Origin of the sequence: Aequorivita capsosiphonis DSM 23843 (genome assembly GCF_000429125.1) — a bacterium.
In the GTDB taxonomy this organism is placed as follows: Bacteria; Bacteroidota; Bacteroidia; order Flavobacteriales; family Flavobacteriaceae; genus Aequorivita; species Aequorivita capsosiphonis.
The window spans coordinates 149,342-170,277 of record NZ_KE386850.1 but is presented as its reverse complement, the minus strand read 5'-3'; the positions used below and the strand labels follow the sequence as shown (position 1 = coordinate 170,277).

21 protein-coding genes and 1 tRNA gene are annotated in these 20,936 nt (G+C 38.2%); 5 read left to right on the top strand and 17 right to left on the bottom strand.

Features of this window, described 5'->3' with window-relative positions:
* Positions 1–52 precede the first annotated feature (52 nt).
* The 3 genes from G440_RS0118100 to rlmB all read left to right on the top strand — a co-directional run bounded on the left by G440_RS0118100 (position 53) and on the right by rlmB (position 2,713).
* Positions 53–1,366, top strand: coding sequence for a RagB/SusD family nutrient uptake outer membrane protein (locus tag G440_RS0118100; RefSeq protein ID WP_245574893.1), 1,314 nt, complete (start codon positions 53–55; stop codon positions 1,364–1,366).
* A 20-nt stretch (positions 1,367–1,386) separates the two neighbouring features.
* A complete protein-coding gene (locus G440_RS0118095) occupies positions 1,387–1,839 on the top strand; it encodes a hypothetical protein (RefSeq protein ID WP_026452586.1) in 453 nt (150 codons plus the stop codon).
* Positions 1,840–1,972: 133 nt separating this feature from the next.
* Positions 1,973–2,713, top strand: a complete 741-nt coding sequence (gene rlmB, locus G440_RS0118090) for a 23S rRNA (guanosine(2251)-2'-O)-methyltransferase RlmB (protein WP_026452585.1) — start codon at positions 1,973–1,975, stop codon at positions 2,711–2,713.
* Here the strand turns inward: rlmB and G440_RS0118085 are convergent, their stop codons facing one another.
* Positions 2,714–3,484 carry a rhomboid family intramembrane serine protease gene (locus G440_RS0118085; RefSeq protein ID WP_026452584.1) on the bottom strand — a complete coding sequence of 257 codons (771 nt, stop codon included), beginning with the start codon at positions 3,482–3,484 and terminating at the stop codon, positions 2,714–2,716.
* Between the two features lie 89 nt (positions 3,485–3,573).
* Between G440_RS0118085 and G440_RS0118080 the strand changes: the two genes are divergently transcribed.
* Positions 3,574–4,851, top strand: coding sequence for a replication-associated recombination protein A (locus G440_RS0118080; RefSeq protein ID WP_026452583.1), 1,278 nt, complete (start codon positions 3,574–3,576; stop codon positions 4,849–4,851).
* Here G440_RS0118080 and G440_RS20845 read toward each other — a convergent pair.
* Genes G440_RS20845 through radC form a run of 6 tightly spaced genes read right to left on the bottom strand, consistent with a single transcriptional unit; the run spans position 4,848 to position 10,335 of the window.
* Entirely contained in the window at positions 4,848–5,645 is a 798-nt protein-coding gene (locus G440_RS20845; RefSeq protein ID WP_051285458.1) for a hypothetical protein, read from the bottom strand. The two genes, G440_RS0118080 and G440_RS20845, sit on opposite strands and share 4 nt — an antisense overlap.
* The gene (locus G440_RS0118070; RefSeq protein ID WP_026452582.1) at positions 5,645–7,057 is read right to left on the bottom strand and encodes a DUF5723 family protein; all 1,413 of its coding nucleotides are present in this window, start codon (positions 7,055–7,057) and stop codon (positions 5,645–5,647) included. The genes G440_RS20845 and G440_RS0118070 overlap by 1 nt, the downstream gene beginning before the upstream one ends.
* A gap of 4 nt (positions 7,058–7,061) precedes the next feature.
* A complete protein-coding gene (locus tag G440_RS0118065; protein ID WP_026452581.1) occupies positions 7,062–7,607 on the bottom strand; it encodes a hypothetical protein in 546 nt (181 codons plus the stop codon).
* A gap of 51 nt (positions 7,608–7,658) precedes the next feature.
* On the bottom strand, positions 7,659–8,348 hold the full coding sequence (locus G440_RS0118060) for a YjjG family noncanonical pyrimidine nucleotidase (RefSeq protein ID WP_026452580.1): 690 nt from the start codon (positions 8,346–8,348) through the stop codon (positions 7,659–7,661).
* Positions 8,338–9,633 carry a DUF7033 domain-containing protein gene (locus tag G440_RS0118055; protein WP_026452579.1) on the bottom strand — a complete coding sequence of 432 codons (1,296 nt, stop codon included), beginning with the start codon at positions 9,631–9,633 and terminating at the stop codon, positions 8,338–8,340. Before G440_RS0118055 ends, G440_RS0118060 begins: the two co-directional genes overlap by 11 nt.
* A gap of 6 nt (positions 9,634–9,639) precedes the next feature.
* Positions 9,640–10,335 carry a RadC family protein gene (gene radC, locus G440_RS0118050; protein ID WP_026452578.1) on the bottom strand — a complete coding sequence of 232 codons (696 nt, stop codon included), beginning with the start codon at positions 10,333–10,335 and terminating at the stop codon, positions 9,640–9,642.
* 205 nt (positions 10,336–10,540) lie between these two features.
* Between radC and G440_RS0118040 the strand changes: the two genes are divergently transcribed.
* Complete coding sequence (locus tag G440_RS0118040) at positions 10,541–10,984, top strand: DUF1569 domain-containing protein (RefSeq protein ID WP_026452577.1); 444 nt, start codon at positions 10,541–10,543, stop codon at positions 10,982–10,984.
* Between the two features lie 15 nt (positions 10,985–10,999).
* Here G440_RS0118040 and G440_RS0118035 read toward each other — a convergent pair whose 3' ends face one another.
* From G440_RS0118035 to G440_RS0117990, 10 genes are all read right to left on the bottom strand, one after another.
* Positions 11,000–11,365, bottom strand: a complete 366-nt coding sequence (locus G440_RS0118035) for a SpoIIAA family protein (RefSeq protein WP_034259942.1) — start codon at positions 11,363–11,365, stop codon at positions 11,000–11,002.
* A gap of 571 nt (positions 11,366–11,936) precedes the next feature.
* A complete protein-coding gene (locus tag G440_RS0118030; protein WP_026452575.1) occupies positions 11,937–12,179 on the bottom strand; it encodes a GIY-YIG nuclease family protein in 243 nt (80 codons plus the stop codon).
* A gap of 45 nt (positions 12,180–12,224) precedes the next feature.
* Positions 12,225–12,298: transfer RNA gene (locus tag G440_RS0118025), tRNA-Arg, on the bottom strand.
* Between the two features lie 26 nt (positions 12,299–12,324).
* Positions 12,325–12,774, bottom strand: a complete 450-nt coding sequence (locus tag G440_RS0118020) for a GatB/YqeY domain-containing protein (protein WP_026452574.1) — start codon at positions 12,772–12,774, stop codon at positions 12,325–12,327.
* Positions 12,775–12,924: 150 nt separating this feature from the next.
* Positions 12,925–14,898 carry a cell division protein FtsZ gene (gene ftsZ, locus G440_RS0118015; RefSeq protein WP_026452573.1) on the bottom strand — a complete coding sequence of 658 codons (1,974 nt, stop codon included), beginning with the start codon at positions 14,896–14,898 and terminating at the stop codon, positions 12,925–12,927.
* Positions 14,899–14,991: 93 nt separating this feature from the next.
* Positions 14,992–16,344: a cell division protein FtsA gene (ftsA, locus tag G440_RS0118010; RefSeq protein WP_026452572.1), complete on the bottom strand. Its 1,353-nt coding sequence runs from the start codon at positions 16,342–16,344 to the stop codon at positions 14,992–14,994.
* Complete coding sequence (locus G440_RS0118005) at positions 16,334–17,065, bottom strand: cell division protein FtsQ/DivIB (RefSeq protein ID WP_026452571.1); 732 nt, start codon at positions 17,063–17,065, stop codon at positions 16,334–16,336. The genes ftsA and G440_RS0118005 overlap by 11 nt, the downstream gene beginning before the upstream one ends.
* Positions 17,055–18,431, bottom strand: coding sequence for a UDP-N-acetylmuramate--L-alanine ligase (gene murC / locus G440_RS0118000; RefSeq protein WP_026452570.1), 1,377 nt, complete (start codon positions 18,429–18,431; stop codon positions 17,055–17,057). Before murC ends, G440_RS0118005 begins: the two co-directional genes overlap by 11 nt.
* 83 nt (positions 18,432–18,514) lie before the next feature.
* Complete coding sequence (gene murG / locus G440_RS0117995) at positions 18,515–19,606, bottom strand: undecaprenyldiphospho-muramoylpentapeptide beta-N-acetylglucosaminyltransferase (protein ID WP_026452569.1); 1,092 nt, start codon at positions 19,604–19,606, stop codon at positions 18,515–18,517.
* A 107-nt stretch (positions 19,607–19,713) separates the two neighbouring features.
* On the bottom strand, positions 19,714–20,904 hold the full coding sequence (locus tag G440_RS0117990; RefSeq protein WP_026452568.1) for an FtsW/RodA/SpoVE family cell cycle protein: 1,191 nt from the start codon (positions 20,902–20,904) through the stop codon (positions 19,714–19,716).
* Between the last annotated feature and the right edge of the window lie 32 nt (positions 20,905–20,936).

Genomic DNA, 20,936 nt, shown 5'->3' with positions numbered 1-20,936 from the left:
GGATGAACTAGATCAAATACCATTTGATCAGTTTGGTAATGAAAATGCGTATGTGTCCGCAGCAGATTATGAAAATGCTATCAGAGGAGCCTATGCTGGATTCACAAGTGGCTCTATGTATGGCGGAAGCGATGGCGGTGGTATGATAGATGCTGGAGACGTATTGGCAGATAACGTAACTATTGCGCAAGATGGTCGAGGTACACGTAGCACTTTACACAATTGGCGCTATGTTGCAGCAAATGGCCCTCTAGCCAATACGTATGTACAAACATACCGAATAGCCAATCGCGCTAACCTTATCTTAGAGAATATCGTTGCGTTTGAGGGAGATAATAAAGAGAATATCATGGCAGAAGCAAAAGCGCTAAGAGCATTTGCTCATCTTAATTCAGTGATTTTCTTCGCTAAACTTCCTACACAATCCGGAGATGCAAATTCTAGTTTAGGAATAGCCTACGTAACGGAAGCAGATGCTAACGCGCTTCCTGCAAGAGAAACTGTTGGAGCAACTTATGAAAAAATTGTAACTGATTTAACAGAAGCACTAGCAGGTATAAATGAAACCAATCCTGTAGGTCGCCTTAACAAAGAAGGTGTTGCCTTATTACTTTCAAGAGTTTACTTATATATGGGTAAAAATGATCTTGCAGTTGCTGCGGCAAATAAGGTAACTAAAATGCCCGCTGCAATAGATAATGTAGTTGGTGTATGGAAAGATGCAAACCAAGACGGATTATTATTTTACATACCTAACGAGGTAGGTACATTAGGAATAGGAGTAGGCGTAGCATATAGCCAGGGATCTCTTACAAACTTAACTCCAGAATATGTTGTAGATTATAACTTTTTTACTAAGTTTTCTGATAACGACATTAGAAAAGAAGCCTATATCGCGGATGGGAAAAAAGGTGGAAATAATTATAATGCGATTGTAAAATGGTTTGGTAGAGACGGATCTTATGATGGTTTGGTTGATCTTAAAGTTCTTCGTGCTGCTGAGGCTTATTTGAATAAAGCTGAAGCTTATTACCGTTTAGGAAATGAAAGTGCAGCAAGAACTGCCCTGGATGTGGTAAGAAGCAGAAGATACACTACATTTACAGGAGGTGAAACAGGCCAAGCTTTATTCGATGCTATTAAGCTAGAAAGACGTCTAGAGTTTGCTTTTGAAGGACAACGATTTATAGACCTTAAACGCTGGGGCTTGGGAGTACAACGTGATGGATTTGGAGACTTAAGAGATGGCTCAGGCGTACCGTCTGATGTACAAACACTATCTGCCGGAAGTAATAAACTCCAGTTACCAATTGATCAAAGTATAATAGACGTTAATCCTAATATTCAGCAAAATTCAGGATATTAATAACCTTAAAAATAATCGTAATGAAAAAAATTAATATAATAATTACACTCGTTGCTTTAGTACTATTCGTTGGTTCCTGTGAAACATATGATGACTATGATACAGACCGTAAAACGGTAGTTGGATTTTCAGATATCACAAGAAACATAAATAGTGTTCCAACTGGTAGCGAAAAAAGTGTAGATATAAAAGTATTCGCTAGTGATCTTGCCAATACTGACAGACAGTTTAATATTATTGCTGTTCCAGCAATTTTAGACAATTCTACTGTACCACCTGAAGCACAAACTAATCCCGATAACTATAGGTTTGACCAAACTGTAACTATACCTGCAAATTCAAGAGAAGGTGTAATAATGGTTTATGGAACCAACGCCTCTATGGAGCAAGAAAAAGAATTTTTCTCTTTGGCAATTGAAGGATCGGCTAACGTGGTTTCTGGGGCAGTAACAAAAGTAAGGTTAAGACAATAATTTTTGCCCAACCTAAATAATTTACCAAGGCATCCCTTAAATTTAAGGGATGCCTTTTTTTTGTACAAACCAGATTAATTCTATTTACCTTTGTAAGCTTAAACGTCGAAAGAATTCCAATTACATAAAATCCATGAGCGATAAAACAAATACCATCTTTGGCATCTACCCTATTAAAGAAGCACTAAAATCAAAAGTTGTTTTTGATAAGGTATTCGTGCAAAAAGGAATTGATAGTGACAAAATTGAAGGCCTTATCAAGGATCTTGAAAAGGAAAATATTCCAGTGAGCACCGTTCCATTTGAAAAGCTCAATAGACTGACAAAAGGAAATCATCAAGGAATCGTTGCCGTTACATCACCTGTTTCCTTTCACAGCTTAGAAACTGTTGTTGAAAAGGCTTTAGCGAGAGAAAAGGCACCTCTATTTTTAATCTTGGATCAGATTACCGATGTTCGAAATTTCGGCGCTATTCTACGTACTGCGGAATGCACAGGAGTGGATGCAGTAATAATTCAAAAAACAGGCGGCGCACCAGTTTCCGGCGATACCGTAAAAACTTCAGCTGGAGCTATATTCAAAATTCCAATCTGCAAAGTTGAACACATAAAAGATGCGATCTTTTATTTGCAAGGCTCTGGAATTACCACCCTTGCCGCAACTGAAAAAACAAATTCAGAAATATACGATGTAGACATGAAAACCCCCTTGGCCATAATTATGGGTTCAGAAGGAAAAGGTGTTTCGAAATCTGTGCTTGGTTTGGTAGATCAGAAAGCTTCACTTCCCCTACTTGGAGAAATTAATTCGTTGAATGTTTCCGTTGCTTGTGGTGCTTTTTTATACGAAGTGGTTCGGCAACGTCGCCAATAATTATTCGACATCGTCTTTGCTGTTTTTCTTAAAAGTATAAACCACTCTAATAGACTTTGGTTTCTGCTCGTCAGCATCTGTTTCTAAGTCTTGCTTAGGTTCTTCTTTCGGCAGTTCAATAAAATTTCCGTCGTCATCAAATTGTCTTAAAAAGGGATCGTTTTCGGGGTTAAACCCCTCTTTTTCCCATTCATATTTTTTGCCTTCGACTGGATTTCCTTTAAAGAAAAAAGCGAACACCAATCCTATAACAAATCCAGAGAGATGTCCTTCCCAAGAAATTTCAGGATTAACTGGAAAAACATACCACAACATACCGCCATAAATAAATACCACCGCTAGAGCCAGAGCCGTAAGCTGATAATGTTTGGAGAAAATCCCTTTAAAGAATAAAAAGGCGGCTAGCATATACACGACTCCGCTCGCACCAATATGGAACGAAGCTCTACCTATGCACCAAGTAGCCAAACCGGTTAATAGCAATCCATACAACAATACCTTCCAACGTATATCTCTATAAAAATAAAAAAGTGCAGCAGTCAATACGAATAATGGAACCGAGTTATTAAACAGATGCTTAAGACTACCATGAATAAACGGACTAAAAATGATGCCACGCAGCCCTTCCAATTTTCGAGGATAGACTCCATAACGATTTAAATTAATTCCAAACCTAGATTCTATCCAAAAAACAATCCAAAGCACCATTACGAAAAGCAATGGATAGCCTATAATTTCCGGACTAAAATTTAATTGGTTAGATTTTGACATACTGCATTTATTACAAAAAACAATCCCCAAATCAAATTTATGATAAATTGTCAGTGAAACCGATTTATTAAAATTGTAATTTTGAAAATATGAACGCACCCCTCGCCGAACGAATCCGCCCCAACTCCCTTGAAGGTTATTTAAGTCAACAACATTTAGTTGGTCCCACAGGTTCGTTGACTTCACAATTAAGTACAGGAATGATGCCCTCTATGATTTTTTGGGGACCACCGGGAACAGGGAAAACTACCCTCGCCAACATTATTGCCAACCAAAGTGGAAGACCATTTTACGTTTTGAGTGCCGTAGATAGCGGAGTGGCGGCCGTAAGAGAAGTAATAGAGAAAGCGAAGAAAAGTGACAATCTATTCTCGACAAAAAATCCAATTTTATTTATTGATGAAATTCATCGGTTTAGCAAGTCGCAGCAAGACTCGCTATTGGGTGCGGTAGAAAAAGGCTGGATAACACTTATTGGAGCAACTACTGAAAATCCTAGTTTTGAAGTAATTCCCGCATTATTGTCCCGTTGTCAGGTTTATGTTTTGGAACCTTTTAGCCGGGAAGACATGGAGGCCCTGTTGAAAAGAGCCTTAAAGGAAGATGAAATTCTTTCCAAGAAAAAAGTAAAGTTAAAAGAGACCGAAGCCATCATCAGACTTTCGGGAGGTGATGCGCGAAAACTACTCAACATATTAGAACTGGTCGTACTTTCAGAAAAAGAGGATGAAGTTGTAATTACAAACGATCTGGTCATGCAAAAAGCACAAAAAAACACGGTGCTCTATGATAAAACTGGCGATCAGCATTATGATATTATCTCCGCCTTTATAAAATCAATCCGTGGAAGTGATCCAAATGCCGCCGTATATTGGCTAGCACGCATGATTGAAGGAGGTGAAGACATCAAGTTTATTGCACGACGTATGGTAATTTTATCTTCTGAAGATATCGGAATGGCAAACCCGAACGCGCTTTTACTTGCCAACAGCACTTTTCATGCCGTAAACACCATTGGCTACCCTGAAGCGCGGATTATTTTAAGCCAATGTGCAATCTATTTGGCAACTTCCGCCAAAAGCAATGCTTCCTATAAAGCCATAGGAGAGGCTCAGCAGCTAGTTAGGCAAACGGGCGATCTATCAGTTCCATTGTCAATCCGCAATGCACCAACCAAGCTTATGAAGCAATTGGGCCACGGGAAGAACTATGAATATGCCCACAATTATGAAGGCAACTTTGTGCCACACGAGTTTTTACCTGAAGAAATAAAGGGAACCACGTTTTATAAACCTGGAAACAATCCAAAGGAAACTTCGCTAAAGAATTATCTTAAGCAACTTTGGAAAGAGAAATACAATTTTTAGATTTCGAACTTATAGACTGTAGAAGAACCATCTTTCTTAATGATAAGATTTCCTGTGGCATCAAAAGCCGCGTCTGCAACATTACCGGAGGTATCCATATATTTCACGACCGTATCCATCAAAATTATTTTCCCTTTTAAAAGAAGTCCATCTGCGGCGCTGGTAGATTCTTCATATAAAGAATAACCTTCAGTTGTTTTACGAAGCAGAAATGATTTTCCAGAATTGGAATAGTTTGAAAATTTGGCGTCGGGCAACAGATTTCCTGAAACTCGTGAAACCTTAGGTTTTGTAAGCTCCAGCATCTTTGGATTTTCTATTGTTTCTTTAGCCTCGGTTTTTTTGCTGGTATCAGTCGCTATAAGAACAACATCCTTTTGATGTACTCGCATAGCTTCTAAACTACTAAAAGATTTTCGCAGTGCATCCTGATATGCTTTTTCAAACTCTTTATATTTACTTTTACCTTCAGTACCCCTGTAAATCTCATTGTCGTCACAGTCTTTTAGAACTATCTGGAGTTTGGTTCCTAAAATAGTCCGTAATTCTTCGACGTTTGCATAAAGCCCATCACAACGATTTGCGTTGGGAGTAGAATCAGACATATAAGCATTAAAACCATATTTTTCAAAATAGAATTTTGCCATGGAATTCATCTTATACTGATCCGCCTTTTCTAAAAACTCAAACTCTTCCGGAACAACAACATAGCTGTAGTCACTCAAGTTTGTATTTTGCGAAATTGCATTTGCTCCTAGTAACAAGGAAAGGAAAATAAATATAAATCGTATCATCAATCGTCAATTATTATGTTGAAACCTAGCTGTAAAGATACACTTTTTGCATTCGCTAGGTTTCCGTATTTAAGGAGATTGTCCGCTCCTAAATAAAAATTAATCTTTCCAATATTCGCAGAAACGCCGAGACCCACATTATAAAACGAAAACGGATCTACAGTATATGTGGCCTTTGCCGATATAAAATCGGTAAGTCTTCTGTAATAATAAAGAGTTCCTGCCACCTGTGGCCCTTTGGGTCTGAAAATACCGTAAAATTGAAATCCCACAGCTTGTATATGGGAACCACCACTACCCATATTAAGACAATCACAGGCTTCAGAGAAGTTGGACCTGCCAAAACCATATACTAATCCAGCATTGATCTTTACGGGCCTAAACTGCGTATATCCCTTGTGAATTGTATCTATGGGAATTTCCCGTTCTATTTCATCTTCTAAATCGGTATAATACGGGAAAGTCGATTCTCCATCTGCCAATGACGGAAAAATTAAATTAATTCCGTCTAACGTATAGCTGCCGTGGGCATGATAGCTTTCAACATCTTTGGAATGAAAAATAGCTCCGATATCCAAAGCACTTGCGGACACGCTCCAATTGTCATTAATCTGGTAGGTAAAACCTAGGTCCACTCCTACTCCAATGTTTCCACCAAAAAGAGCCTTACCTAAAATATTCTTGGCCACCTCTCCTGCTCCATCCATGTCCCGCAAAGAAGCATAACCGGCAGTTTCTACAGTTACGTCCGCATTTTCTACCGTATGTTCATAGATGTTTTCCGAATTTTCATCACCTAAACGGGTAACAAAAGTTCCGGAATTATTAACACTACGAAAGCTGAACATACTGGAATATAGCTTTAAGCGAGCACCAACAGTAAGTTTATCATTAATTTTTTTATTGAGACCAAAATGATATACCGTCATAAAATCTCCAGTAGTGCTTACTTCACCCAAATCAAATTCATAATTGAGATAATCCCGGTTTCCTTCCCAAGCGAGAATGGCCAGATCTCTTGGGAAATAGGTTATAAAATCAAACTCCTGATATATTCCACCTGAAAAGTAGATTTTATTCTTTGAGACCCATCCAAAATTGATAAGCTCTATTTGTTGCGTTGCTGTGAAGAAATCGGTATTCTTCATTTCGAATATTTTTCGTGTAATGCGATCATTGATATCATTATTTCCATCTTTAAAAATATCGTAAACAGATACGCCAGAAGAGCCGCCATTAACGTGAATATGCGACAAGAAAGGAATCCCGTAATGTTTTTTCTGAAGAATCCTACCGCCAGGGTTTAATAGTAGGGATTGGGGTATTTCATCAAAGCCATAGAGTATTTGCTTATTTTGCGAAATAGCAAAAAAGCCCATCAGGGAAAATATGTAAACTACTATATTTCGCATGAAATTAGTTTCCGAAAAAGTAAGTGGCTTTGGATTTGAGGTTTAGGCTCCCGTCCAGGTTTTCACTAGAAGCTGGTATAGTTACCGAAACCACAACTTTATTGGCCTGTGTAAGTTGACCGATTGCATCTCCTTCAACATTTTCAATAAACTCAGTAATTACAGGAATCGCGAGCGTACCTTGATCCACTGGTGTTTCAGCAAAATAAGTGGTATCATTCATTTCACTTAAAAACTGAAAATCAACTTGAAAATCACGCGGAATACTATTGGTGAACTTAAAATAGAACTCAACACGCTCCAAATTTTTCAGTAATGTGCTATCGTCCAAGAATTTAACCTGCGTTGTATCGCGAACCGTAAGTATGGGGGTTGCGTTTATGGAATCTAAAAAATCACTTGTACGCAGATTAAAGTATATCAAGTCTAAGTCAATAACGGGCGTCAAGACTATATTTTCAGCTTGGTCAAAATCGGTATTTTTTATACACGCCGTAAAGAAAAGACATGCACATATCGTCAAAACTCCTAATGCTATTGATCTGATCATTTTTATGGGGATAAAGTACTGACTACTAACGGAATTTATGCCCCAATATTACTACAAATACTCTTTTATTTGTAAAAGCTCATTCACAGAAGTGAAAGGAGGCGATACTTTTTCCTTTCTATAATTAAAAAATAGGGTGTGCATTCCGGCGTTATTCGCACCCACAATATCAGCTTCAAAACTGTCACCAATCATGATACTCTTTTCTGGAGCTACGGATGCTTTTTTCAATGCGGCGTTAAATACGGAAGGATGCGGCTTCTTTAAACCTACTTCTTCTGAAGTGGTCACACTGCGGAAATAATTCTTGATTCCACTATTTCGAAGTTTTAAATGTTGCACTTCCTTAAAACCATTGGTAATAATATGCAGCTGGTATCTTTCGGATAGATAATCCAATATTTCAAATGTTCCCACAAAAAGGTGATTGTCGCCCGAGAGTTCATCAATATACGAGTCTGCAAGTGCATCAATAATTTCTAACGAATATTTCATTTTTAAAACATCAAAGGTCTCTGACAGTCGGCCTCTTCTAAGTTCTTCTTTTGTAATGCGCTCTTCCCTATATTGTTTCCAATAAGCTAAATTGATCGGTTCGTATTCCCGTAAAAATTGAGAAAGCGAAAGCTTTATTTTATGATTTTGGAAAACACGCTGAAAAGCTAAACCGGAATTTCGGTCAAAGTCCCAAAGGGTATGATCTAAATCGAAAAAAACGTCGGTTATTTCACTATTGTACATATTCCTGTAGTCTTTCTGAATAAATGCGTCGCCATACTTTATTGCTCTCCGTAGAAGAAAAATCCTTGTTCGAAAAGATCATAGTGAATGTACCGTTTACCTTGGCAACAGTATCGATAGTATTTAGCACCGTTTTTTCAATATCCGAAGCATATTTCTGTTGAAAAGCAGAAGTAGACAATGCCGAAGGATATATAATCAAAGGGGTTTTAACTTCATAATCCAAATCATAAAAAAGAAAAGGGGTACACGTGCCCGCTCTAAATCCATTTGTATTTCGAAAAACCATGGTAAAGTCTCTTGTTATTTGCAATTCCACCAAGTGTCTGTAAATATCAGGCAAGTTCACAAGGAATTCTGAGTTCATCGAACTTACCAAGGAGCGATTGGTTATTTCCTGCATTCTGCGTTTTTCACTTTTCAACATTTCATAATTCCTCAGTGAATTATATGAAAAAATCAATCCTACTTCTTGATAATCCGCAACATATTTTATTAGCAATTTAAACTTCTGTCTATGAGTGTTCATACTTTCATTAAAAGAAAGGGAGTTTCCTAAAAGAAAGAAAATGGTCAGGTCAAAATTACTTTTGTTTGCAATGTTTACAATCCATTTAAATGTGTCTAAGGGATCGCGTTTATAGCCTACAATCGCTTGGGTGCGTGCCACAATCTTTCGAAATTCACCCCTAAAAAGACTGTTAATATAGCCCACAACAGTTCGGAAAAAACCTTTCTGCTTGTAAGCATACGGCTGTGCAGATTCAATAACGGTATGCACTGTAAGTTGTTTCTTTGGGAATTTCATTTCCGGAAAAACCGACAACAACTTATCTTTAAATAAATAAGTCCAAATATCCACTATGGGTTGCTGCAAGAATCCTTCTTTATACGCCAAGCTTTCCGAAGCCATAAAGCGCCCCATTTCATCTTTAACATGTGGAAGGAATTCCTCATAACGCGTAATCATATAAAAACTAGATGAAAAAATATCAAAAGGCAGCCCACTACTGGGTGAAACTGAAAAGAAACCGTACGTATCGTTCCATTTTTTTACTGTGACGTCAATTGCTTCCAAACCTTGCTGCTCTAGTAGGCCATAACTCTGAAAGAAAAGTTCATTGCCCAAAGGTTTTTTTCCATAGGAAATTTTAGGGCCGCCATACGAAATAAACTCCTCAATAACAGAGGTAAAAGAAACATCAATCCCCAAGATTCGCAGGCAAATATGTTTAAAAATATAGGAAATTCGCGGCGTAAGTTTTCGAGTGTATATTAACAACATAGTGGGTTACAACATATTTTCATCGGCAAAGCTAAAATACGCTTTTTCAGTAATTATAAGGTGATCAAGCACTTTTATGTCTAAGCTGTCGCCTGCAATTTTTAGTTTTTTTGTTAATTGAATATCTGCTTGGCTAGGTTTTAAAGTACCTGAAGGATGGTTATGAGCCAAAATAATTCCAACCGCACCAATTTGAAGCGCTTCCTTAAAAGCTAAGCGAACATCTACCACAGTTCCGGTGATGCCACCCTTACTGAGTTGAACGTTTCTTATCACTTTATTTGAATTATTTAAATAGAGTATCCAAAATTCCTCGTGTGGAAGTTCGCCAATAATGGGTTGTATAAATTCAAAAACGGAATTACTGGAAGTGATCTTTTTTCGTTCCAAAGCCTCTCCCGTTCTTCTTCTTCGGCCGAGTTCTGTAGCCGCTGCAATGCTGATGGCCTTTGCCTCCCCAATACCTTTAAACTCCATTAATGCCGCAATTGAAAGCCTGCCCAATTCGCTTAAATTATTATCTACGGAAGCCAAAATACGCTGACTCAAGGATACGGCACTTTCGTTCCTGCTACCAGAACCAATCAGAATCGCTACAAGTTCAGCATCGCTTAATGCAACACGGCCCTTTAGCAACATCTTTTCGCGAGGGCGGTCGTCTTCGTTCCAATTTTTTATGGAAAATGAATTATTTTCTTCCATAGTAGAATCAATTTTCTTAAAGATAGTTAATTTCCAAAACACAAAATCCAAATTCCAAGAAATAAAGCTTTCTCGTATGTTTTACCAGGAATTCATCAGCAGCGGTTTTGCGTGAAAAATAGATTTAGTAGAAATCACATTCCGCGACTTTCCACTTCTAGATTTATTACATATATTTAGTACAGCAAATTTAAACCCTGAGAAAATGAAATCACTTTTTGATCCGGAAGCTTATTCTGAAATAAAAGATAGAATTAATCTGCTTTCCGAAAATTCAGAAAAGCAATGGGGCAAGATGGCTGTTGGTCAAATGCTGCACCACTGCCAAGGAACTTTCAATATTATGCTGGAGAAGAATGATTATGGACTAAAACCAAATATATTGGCCAAGTTGTTCTTTAAGAAAATACTTTATAACGATACTCCTTATCGAAAGAATTTGCCAACCGCGAAGTTTTTAAAGGAAAGCGAACCGAGAGATTTTAATACTGAAAAGCGTAACCTAAAAGCCTTATTGGATGAAGTTGAGGGTCAAAAGAAACGGAAAGAATGGAAAGCCCATCCTGGTTTTGGATATTTCACAAAACAGCAATGGGGCCAGATGCAATACAAACATTTGGATCATCATCTGAAACAATTTGGAGTTTAGAAAACAAAAACCTCGTTAGTCTTCTTGTTCTTTTAACCACTCCAAAGCTTGTTGTCTCTCGCTTAGTGCAAAGCCTCTTATCTTCATTCCCGGAATAACCACAGCAAAGGCTTCCATGAATTTTTCTAGCCATTCTTTGTCGGTTACAATGGCAATGGTTTTTATATTTCCCCAGTAATGAAGTCCCGTTTTTAAATCTGCCCACATAGCTTTGGCAGTATAATTCAACTCTTCAATTTCAACAAAGAATTTAATGCTACCGTGCATCATTTTGTGCTTCTCCAATAATGGATTGAGCTGGTCGTAATCTTCTTTAGTGATTTTTCCGGAAATAACAACTCCCAAGATATCCTCAGGAAGTCCATTGATGATTGTAAACATGATTTTTGCATTTTTGTTAAACTTTTTTTGGAGATTCAAGTTAAGAATTGTTGCGCATAATTAATATTAACATTGCCTTAATTAACACATTTTTAATGGGTTGCAAAAACGCATCTTTTTATTTGGGAAAGGCGGTTGGTGAAAAAAAGTAAATCTAAAGAATTTTGAGTGAGTTCTAAACTGATGTAATTCAAGAAAGGATTCGCAGTGCCCATCTCACAAATCTTTGCTTTGAAAATGAACTAGCTGTAGTTACAAATTCAAATCGTTGGTCTTCTGTTTAAACCTTACAGGTTTGAAAAAACCTGTAAGGTCTTGATGGATATTTTTGCATAAACACAACAATTGGGCTTGACCCGAAAAACGTACACGAAGGGATTCACTACGCGCAGCCCTCAAAGCTCCTCCCGATAACTATCGGGGTCGAAAATGAAAAAGCTGTACTTACAAATTCAAGCGAGCTTGATTTGATGTACAGCTTTTTCATATATTCGTGACCGCGAAGGGATCTGCCTGCCGGCAGGCAGGTCTGATACGCTATTCAGTTGCGTAGCTTTACTATTCTATATAATTACAAATTTAATTTACCTTTCAGAAATTCTCTCCCCTCGCCAGACTTAAAGTATTTTTCTCGAGCTCTAGTTTCTATTCTAGTTTGAAACTCCTCATAGTAAGCTAATGACCATGGCAAGAAACCTTTGGTTGATTTATTCTGCCCTAGATTATGCTGATGCACTCGTTTTTCTAGATTATCTGTTAGACCTTTGTAAAGCCTTCCATCCTTTTGACTATTTAAAATATAGACATAATACATAGTGTAATATAAAAAAAGTCTTGTAAAAACAAGACTTTTTTTTAGTGACCCAGAAGGGATTCAAACCCCCAACCCTCAGAGCCGAAATCTGATGCGCTATTCAGTTGCGCCACTGGGCCATTTAAAATAACTTAATTAATTCTTTCTAAGAAAGCATAGATTTCACTACTGTCGAAATAGTTTTGCCATCGGCTTTTCCTGCTAATTTAGCACTTGCCAATCCCATTACCTTTCCCATGTCTGCCATAGAAGAGGCACCGGTTTCAGCGATTATTTCTTCAATGAGTTTACTTACTTCTTCTGTACTTAATTGTTCCGGTAAAAACTGCTCAATTACTTTGGCTTGAGCCAATTCTGGCTCGGCAAGATCTGCACGATTTTGATCGGTGTAAATTGCAGCACTATCTCTTCGCTGTTTTACTTGTTTCTGCAACAACTTTATTTCGTCCTCCTCACTCAACTCCACTTTTGAACCTGATTCTGTCTGTGCCAAAAGCAAGGCAGATTTAACAGATCGCAATGCTTCCAAGGACTGCGTATCTTTAGCTTTCATCGCGGCTTTCATCGCTTCCATTACCTTTTCTTGTAAGCTCATCTTTCTGTTTTTTATAGAGTGCGAAGATACTGAATTAACGGGAAATGCGAAACACTTAAATCTTAGAATTACGCGCTCCAATAAAGAAATAATAAAAAAGCCCGAAATCATTACTGAAATTCGGGCCCGCTCTAAGTGAAAAACTGCGATTTAGTCTACATTGTCGTGTAAAAATGAATTGTTTTTACGCAATTCAATTCCGTCATCATCTGTATTCACGGAAGTACGCGAAACATTTGATTCGTTTTTAGTCTCATTCAAATCAATCCCCATACGCTTGTAAGCCGGTTGTTTTTCTATTTCGTCTATACGGGAAGGACTGTTTTTAAACTTATAATTAAACTCCTTCATTTTTCTCTTGCGTTCCTCCGTGCGCTCTATCAACAATTTTGAAATTGGTGAATTTAAGGGATCAACCTCCGTTTCTGGAGTAGCAGCTTCGTCAACTTCAGGTTTTGAAAGCGTTCTTTTTTCGAATGCTACTTCTTCATCTATTTCCTCTATTTCAGCTTTTGAAGGCTTTGCACTGTTTAAACGATCTTCTACTTCTTGATAATCGTCTAAACTGTAACGCTTTATTCCATCATTTGAAACTTCCGTAACAGGTACAACTTCAACGTGATCCTGAACTTCAATTTCACTCAAATTAAAAAAATTAGTATCTTCTCTTTTCTCACTATCCGCAGCTTTTTTCGGAGTTGGATTTATAGGAAGATCAAACATTAATATCTGTTCATCACTTTCATTGGCAGCTACTTCTGGCTTACTTACTTCTTCCTTTTTTGGCGCCTCGATGATAACAAATTCATTGACGTTTATTTTATTAACTTCAACTTGGTCAAATTCCTCAGTCTTTTTTGCCTGTACTTCTTTATAGGAAATATTAAGCGATTTTAGAAGTTCGGTAGTTTCTATATAACCCTCAAAAGGCGGTTTTTCTTCCACTTCTTCCTCTTCCGTATCAAACAAAGTGTGTTTTACAACGGGAGCTTCGGCTTTAGGCAGCGTTTTTATTGGTGCTTCAGGTAATCGCACAGAAGTTGCAGAAGCTTTCGGAGTTAAGTCCTGTTCGGCTTTTTGCTCGTCTTCCAGCGTGTGTATTATTTTTTTAGTTTCAGTATTTACTATTTCGTTTTGTTGCTCAAAGTTAAAGCCTGTTGCAATAACAGTTATGGAGATTGAACCTTCCAAGCTTTCCTCTTCGCCAACACCCATAATAATATTTGCACTGTGTCCCGCTTCATTTTGAATGTGGTCACTGATTTCACCAATTTCGTCGATGGTAATTTCATCGGAACCAGAAACGATAAGCAGCAAGACGTTTTTAGCACCTTTTATTTTGTTGTCGTTTAACAAGGGAGAGTCCAATGCTCTGGCAATTCCCTCTTTTGCTCTGTTAGCACCCGAAGCAATAGAACTTCCCATGATGGCTGTTCCACTATTTGAAAGCACTGTTTTGGCATCGCGAAGGTCAATGTTTTGCGTATAGTGATGCGTTATAACTTCAGCGATACCACGAGCAGCAGTTGCCAAAACTTCATCAGCTTTTGAAAAACCGGCTTTAAAACCTAGGTTTCCATAAACGTCGCGCAGTTTATTATTGTTGATTACCACCAATGAATCCACATTTGCGCGTAGCTTTTCAACCCCAATATGTGCCTGTTCATTTCTAGTTTTTCCTTCAAATTGAAATGGTATCGTTACAATTCCAACTGTAAGAATGTCCATATCCTTTGCCATCTTTGCAATAATTGGCGCCGCACCTGTACCTGTACCACCGCCCATGCCGGCGGTAATAAAAATCATTTTCGTATTCGTGGTAAGCATGCTGCGAATTTCTTCCATACTTTCCACGGCAGATTGCTCACCCACCATTGGGTTTGCCCCAGCGCCTAAGCCTTCTGTTAAGGAAACGCCCAATTGTATTTTAACGGGCACAGGGCTGTTTTCCAATGCCTGGGAATCTGTGTTGCAGATTACAAAGTCAACTCCTTTTATGCCCTGAGTGAACATATGGTTAATTGCGTTACTTCCGCCACCCCCTACACCAATCACCTTAATCACGTTGGATTGGTTTTTGGGCAGATCGAATGAAATGTTATCAAATTCTGTGTTGCTGCTCATAATTATTATTTTTTATTGCAATTTTTTTTATTTTTCTTTACCTTATTTACTGAATACTGCCACTCACGATAGCTATCGGGACTGAATATCTTTTTACTCAGCGTTATCCAAAAATTCCTTAAACTTCTCCGCCCACTTATCGAAAAATCGTTTTCGGTCTTTTGGTTCCTCTTCTTTAATTTCTTCTTCTACTTCTTTATGTGTAGTTGCCTCCGAAGCTATTTTCTCATCCTCCTCTTTCTTGGTTTCCTCTGTTGGAAAACGTTTCATAAGAGAGGATTTTCCTTTGCTCTCCAAACTGTTTAGCACTAATCCTACCGCAGTAGCATACATTGGACTCGTAGTTTCAGGATCGCTATCACCAGCTAAATGTTCATTGGGATAACCTATGCGAGTATCCATGCCTGTAATATATTCTACCAATTGTTTAATATGCTGAAGCTGCGCCCCGCCACCAGTTAGAACTATTCCAGCAATAAGTTTCTTTTTTTGCTCCTCGTGCCCGTAATTCTTAATTTCCATATAAACCTGCTCGATAATCTCAATGACGCGCGCATGGATTATTTTAGACAAATTCTTTAAGCTGATTTCTTTGGGCTCTCTTCCACGAAGACCAGGAATGGAAACTATTTCATTATCCTTGTTCTCCCCTGGCCATGCAGAACCAAATTTTATTTTTAAAAGTTCCGCCTGCTTTTCAATAATGGAGCATCCCTCTTTAATGTCATCAGTAATCACATTTCCACCGAAAGGTATCACTGCAGTATGACGAATAATTCCATCTTTAAAAATGGCTAAATCTGTAGTTCCACCACCAATATCAACTAGCGCAACACCCGCCTCCTTTTCCTCTTGACTCAAAACTGCTCTCGCAGAAGCCAAAGGTTCCAGCGTAATCGCCGAAAGCTCCAATCCAGCGCTTTTTATACATCTACCAACATTTCTAATGGAGGAAACCTGACCTACAACCACGTGGAAATTTGCTTCCAATCGCGCTCCGTACATTCCAATAGGCTCCTTAACTTCGGCTTGGCTATCCACTTTAAAGTCTTGCGGAAGCACGTGTAATATTTCCTCGCCCGGGAGCATAACCAACTTATGAACCTGATTACAGAGTTTTTCTATATCCTCTTCTGTAATCACTTCTTCTCCATCTTGACGTGTAATGTAATCACTGTGTTGTAGACTGCGTATATGCTGCCCTGCAATGCCTACAACAACCTCTTTTATCTTCATACCTGAAGATGTTTCTGCATCTTGCACTGCTTGTTGGATAGACTGAATAGTTTGGGTAATATTGTTTACAACCCCACGGTGAACCCCGAGGCTTTTCGCTTTCCCTATTCCTAAGACCTCCATTTTTCCATAATCGTTTCTTCTTCCAATCATGGCAACTATCTTGGTTGTCCCAATGTCTAATCCTACAGCAATATTATCATTTTCCATGGCCAAATTTTTTTGTGGCAATTACCTGACTATCAAATTTCAAGTTTACCAAATTGTACCCAAAAAGGGTACTATCTTCTTTTGTTTTTTTATAAAATGCCTTAAAGTTTTGAAACTTTTTATCAATATCTTCTGGCTTTCCGAAGAGAACTTTCAAATTCGTCTTTCGAAGCTCCAATTCTATATCGCCATCCTTTTTTCTGTCTATCCCCACTACACTTGTTTTCATAAACTCATCCTTATTTATTTTCAGAAGTAAGGAGGTAACTTCATTAAAATCATTCTCTGAATCTCCAGTAATTAGTGGAACTCTAGCCGAATAGACTTCAGACAATGGCATGCGCTTTCCGTCTTCATCTAAATAGTAATCTGGCGACGCAGACACTCTTCCTATTGGTTTTCGTTGTTCAATTTTCGCTCCTAAAGTACCATCAATCGTCACATAAACCTGGGCAGTACGAACCATAGGGTTTTCCAAAAGCCGCTTTTCCATCTTTCTCAAAACTAAACCTTCTTTGTCTATGTCCGTAACCTTTGCTTGATTTAGTATCAACAATTTATTAACTGTATTATGGGTGATAAACGGACTGTTATCGTCAAGGAATTCCACCTCAATCTTGGTCAGTTTTCTGTTATCATTTCGCTTCTTAGTAAAACTGAAAAGAAAGGCTATCAGCCCAAGCAAAATGAGAAACTTAAGTATTACTAGACTACGCTTCATTTTTCAATTTTTCAGTTATCTTATTCACTTCAACACCAATGTCTCCGGCACCTACCAACAATTTTACCTTACATTTAGACTCTAACAATACTTCGGGTAAAGCAGATTTAAACACCAACCTTTTTTTTGTTACAGTAACCTGATTCAACAGCCATTGCGAAGTAATACCTTCTATTGGTTCTTCGCGCGCAGGGTAGATATCCAACAATACAACTTCATCAAATTGTGAAAGACTTTTTGCAAATGCTTCCGCAAAATCACGTGTTCTACTAAAAAGATGTGGCTGAAAAACGATCTGCTTATGGTCATTTGGATACATTTCCTCAACTGCTTGATAAAGTGCATCCAATTCTGTTGGGTGATGGGCATAATCGTCAATCAAGACTAGTTCTTCCGTTTTTATTTTATATGAAAACCTTCGCCTTACACCCGTAAAAGATGCTAAAGCCTTAGGCAGCATATCTCTGGGGCTTCCTGCTAAAATTGCCATCCCTAATGCCATAACGGCATTTGTAAGATTATGATGCCCAGGAAGATTAAAAGTTAAATTTTTAAAAGTTTCTGAAGGAGTTTTTAAATTGAACAAATAAGCTCCATTATCAATTCTAATGTTTTGAGCTGAATAATCGGCTGTTTCTTCTACCGCAACCGACAACCCGTTAAGCGGAAGGTCTTTTTTAACAAATAGATTTTCCTTCTTTTCAACCAAATCAGCAAAGCTTATAAAGGCATTCTCGATTTCTGAAATATCTCCATAAATATCCAGATGATCCGCGTCCATCGAAGTAACGCAGGCGATGTCTGGTCTAAGTTGTAAAAAGGAGCGATCAAACTCATCTGCTTCCACGACGGTTATTTCGCTGCCTTTGTAAATAAAATTCGAATTGTAATTTTCAGCGATCCCGCCTAAAAACGCGGTAACCGGCATATTACACGCTGCTAACAAATGGCCTAAAATCGCCGAAGTTGTTGTTTTTCCGTGCGTTCCGGCAACGGCAAGACAAAGTGTATTTTTGGATACTTCACCTAAAAGTTCGGCGCGTTTCACGATTGTAAAATCTTCTGATAAGAAAAAGTTTAAAATTTTATTATTCTTAGGAACTGCAGGGGTATAAACCACCAACACGTTTTCCCTCCTATCGGCAGGCGAGGCATTCGAAACAACCTCTGCTTGGATTTCTGAAATTTCATCAGTAAATGTCACCGGAATTCCTTCGGAAACCAATGCGTCAGTTAGATCGGTTGAAGTCTTGTCATAACCAAACACAGCCTTCCCTTGCATTTTGAAATAACGTGCGAGCGCACTCATCCCAATCCCACCGATACCGATGAAATAGAAGGTTTGTATGTTTTTAATGTTATTCAAGGTTTAAAATTCAAGGTTCAAAATTTAATTTTAGTCGATGAGTTTAGAAGTTTAGCCCCTAAATTCATCGACATCTCAACTCTTCAACTCATTTTTAATAGTTTCTCAATTTCTTCAACTATATCTTTTGTGGCATTTGGTTTTGCCAGTTTCTTTATGTTTTCTGAAAGTGTGTTTTGTTTTTCTTCGGAAGCAATCAATTCTAAAAAATTATTTTCAAAACTGGAATCCAGCTCACTTTCGCTAATCAACAAGGCCGCATTCTTTTCCGAAATTGCCGTTGCGTTTTTCGTTTGATGATCCTCTGCCACGTTTGGAGATGGAATAAAAACTACCGGTTTACCCACCAAACACAACTCAGAAACAGAAAGCGCACCCGCTCTTGAAATTATAAAATCTGCTGCCGCATAGGCCATATCCATCCTGTTTAAAAACGCATGTATTTGCACGGTTTCACTTCCTTTGTTTTTATATGTTTCTTCATAAAATTTGCCGCATTGCCAAATTACCTGCAGCTTGTGTTTTGCAAAAAATGGCAATGACTTTTCAATGAGTTCATTTATCCTTCTCGCCCCTAAACTCCCACCTAAAACCAACAGCGTTTTCTTCTCCTTTTTCAAATTGAAGAATGATATGGCTTCTTCTTTTGAAATAGTAGTCAGCAAATCTTGCCGAACAGGATTACCTGTTAACTTTATTTTTTCTGAAGGAAAGAATGCACCCATACCTTCATACGCCACACAAATTTTTTGCACTTTTCCGCTCAACCATTTGTTCGTTATTCCTGCGTGGCTGTTCTGTTCCTGAATTAAGCAAGGAATATTTCTCATTGCAGCCATACGCAATAAAGGCGCACTGGCATATCCGCCGGTTCCGATGGCTACATCAGGTTTAAATTGCCTAAGAATTCTTTGTGACTTGCTTAAACTGGAAACCAACTTTAGCGGAAATGCTAAATTCTGTAAAGACAGACTTCGCTGTAAACCAGAAATCCAAAGGCCTTTTATTTTATACCCTGCCTGCGGCACTCTCTCCATTTCCATTCGATCCTGGGCGCCAACAAATAAAAATTCAGCATCTGCAAAACGAGATTTTAACTCGTTCGCAATGGCAATGGCCGGGTAAATATGCCCCCCAGTTCCTCCGCCTGATATGATGAATTTTTTTGGTTTCACTTTTCTCTACTCTTTTTTCTTTTTTCTTTCTTCTTTACACTTTGTTCTTTGTTCTTTGTTCTTCGTTTTTCTTTTTAACCTAGACGCGTTATAATGCGTCTCTACGGTTATATTGTTTCACTTAAAATATCCAATGGATTTTCTTCCGTTTCTTCTTTTACCACTACTTCACGTTTTGCGCTCACACTTAAAATCATTCCCATTGCCAAACACGTCATCCATATTGAGGTACCTCCACTACTAATCAATGGCAGATTTTGTCCGGTTACAGGAAATAACTCGACTGCCACAGACATATTTATCAAGGCCCGAAAAATAATCGGCATGCCTACACCAACAACGAGTAGCTTCCCAAAAATCGAGGTGGATTTATGCGCGACCACAACAATTCTAAATAGCAATAACAAATAGAGCAGCATTAAAAAGAGACCACCTACAAGGCCGAATTCTTCCACTATAATAGCATAGATAAAATCTGAGGATGACTGCGGTAAAAAGTTTTTCTGAACACTTTTACCGGGTCCTAATCCTGTTATTCCACCAGATGCTATAGCTATTTTTGCTTTTTCTATTTGATAATCTGCATCGGTATCTTTATTGTCGGCAAAATTTTCAACCCTGTTGATCCAAGTATCCACACGGTTAGAAAACACGCCAGGAAATGCTTTCGCACTAAGGACAAAAAGCATAAGAAAAATTAACCCCGCACCTAAAATAATTCCTAAATAACGAAGTGGATAACCCCCAATAAAAACCAAAACTATTACCATCGCAAAGAAAATGGCTGTTGTGGAGAAGTTGGCCGGCAGAATTAAAGCAAGTACAAAAAATACTGGAAACCATAAGGGCAATATAGTTTCTTTGAATGTGAGCGTTTTATCTTTTATTCGTGATAAATAGCGTGCTACGTAAGTCATTAAAACTACACCTGCCAACGTTGAAGTTTGAAAAGTAACCCCCACAAAAGGAATTCGGATCCAACGACTGGCATTGGCCCCATCAATAGTTTTTCCCTCAGCCATGGTTACTACCAACAATATAATTACAATGGGAACCGCTATGATTGACAAGCCTCTAAAATAGTTGTAAGGAATTTTGTGTACGCCGTATAAAATTGCAAAACCTAAAATTAAATGTGCAAAATGCCAGAATAAATATGGAAAAGTGCTTCCATCGCCATACATATAGGCCAAATTACTGCTCGCACTATAAACTGGCAAGAAGGAAAAGAGCGCCAAAAAACCGATGATCCCCCAAATCGCCCTGTCACCTTGTATGTATTGGAATATGTTTCGCACTGATTATTACTTATTGTTTATTGTTATTATTT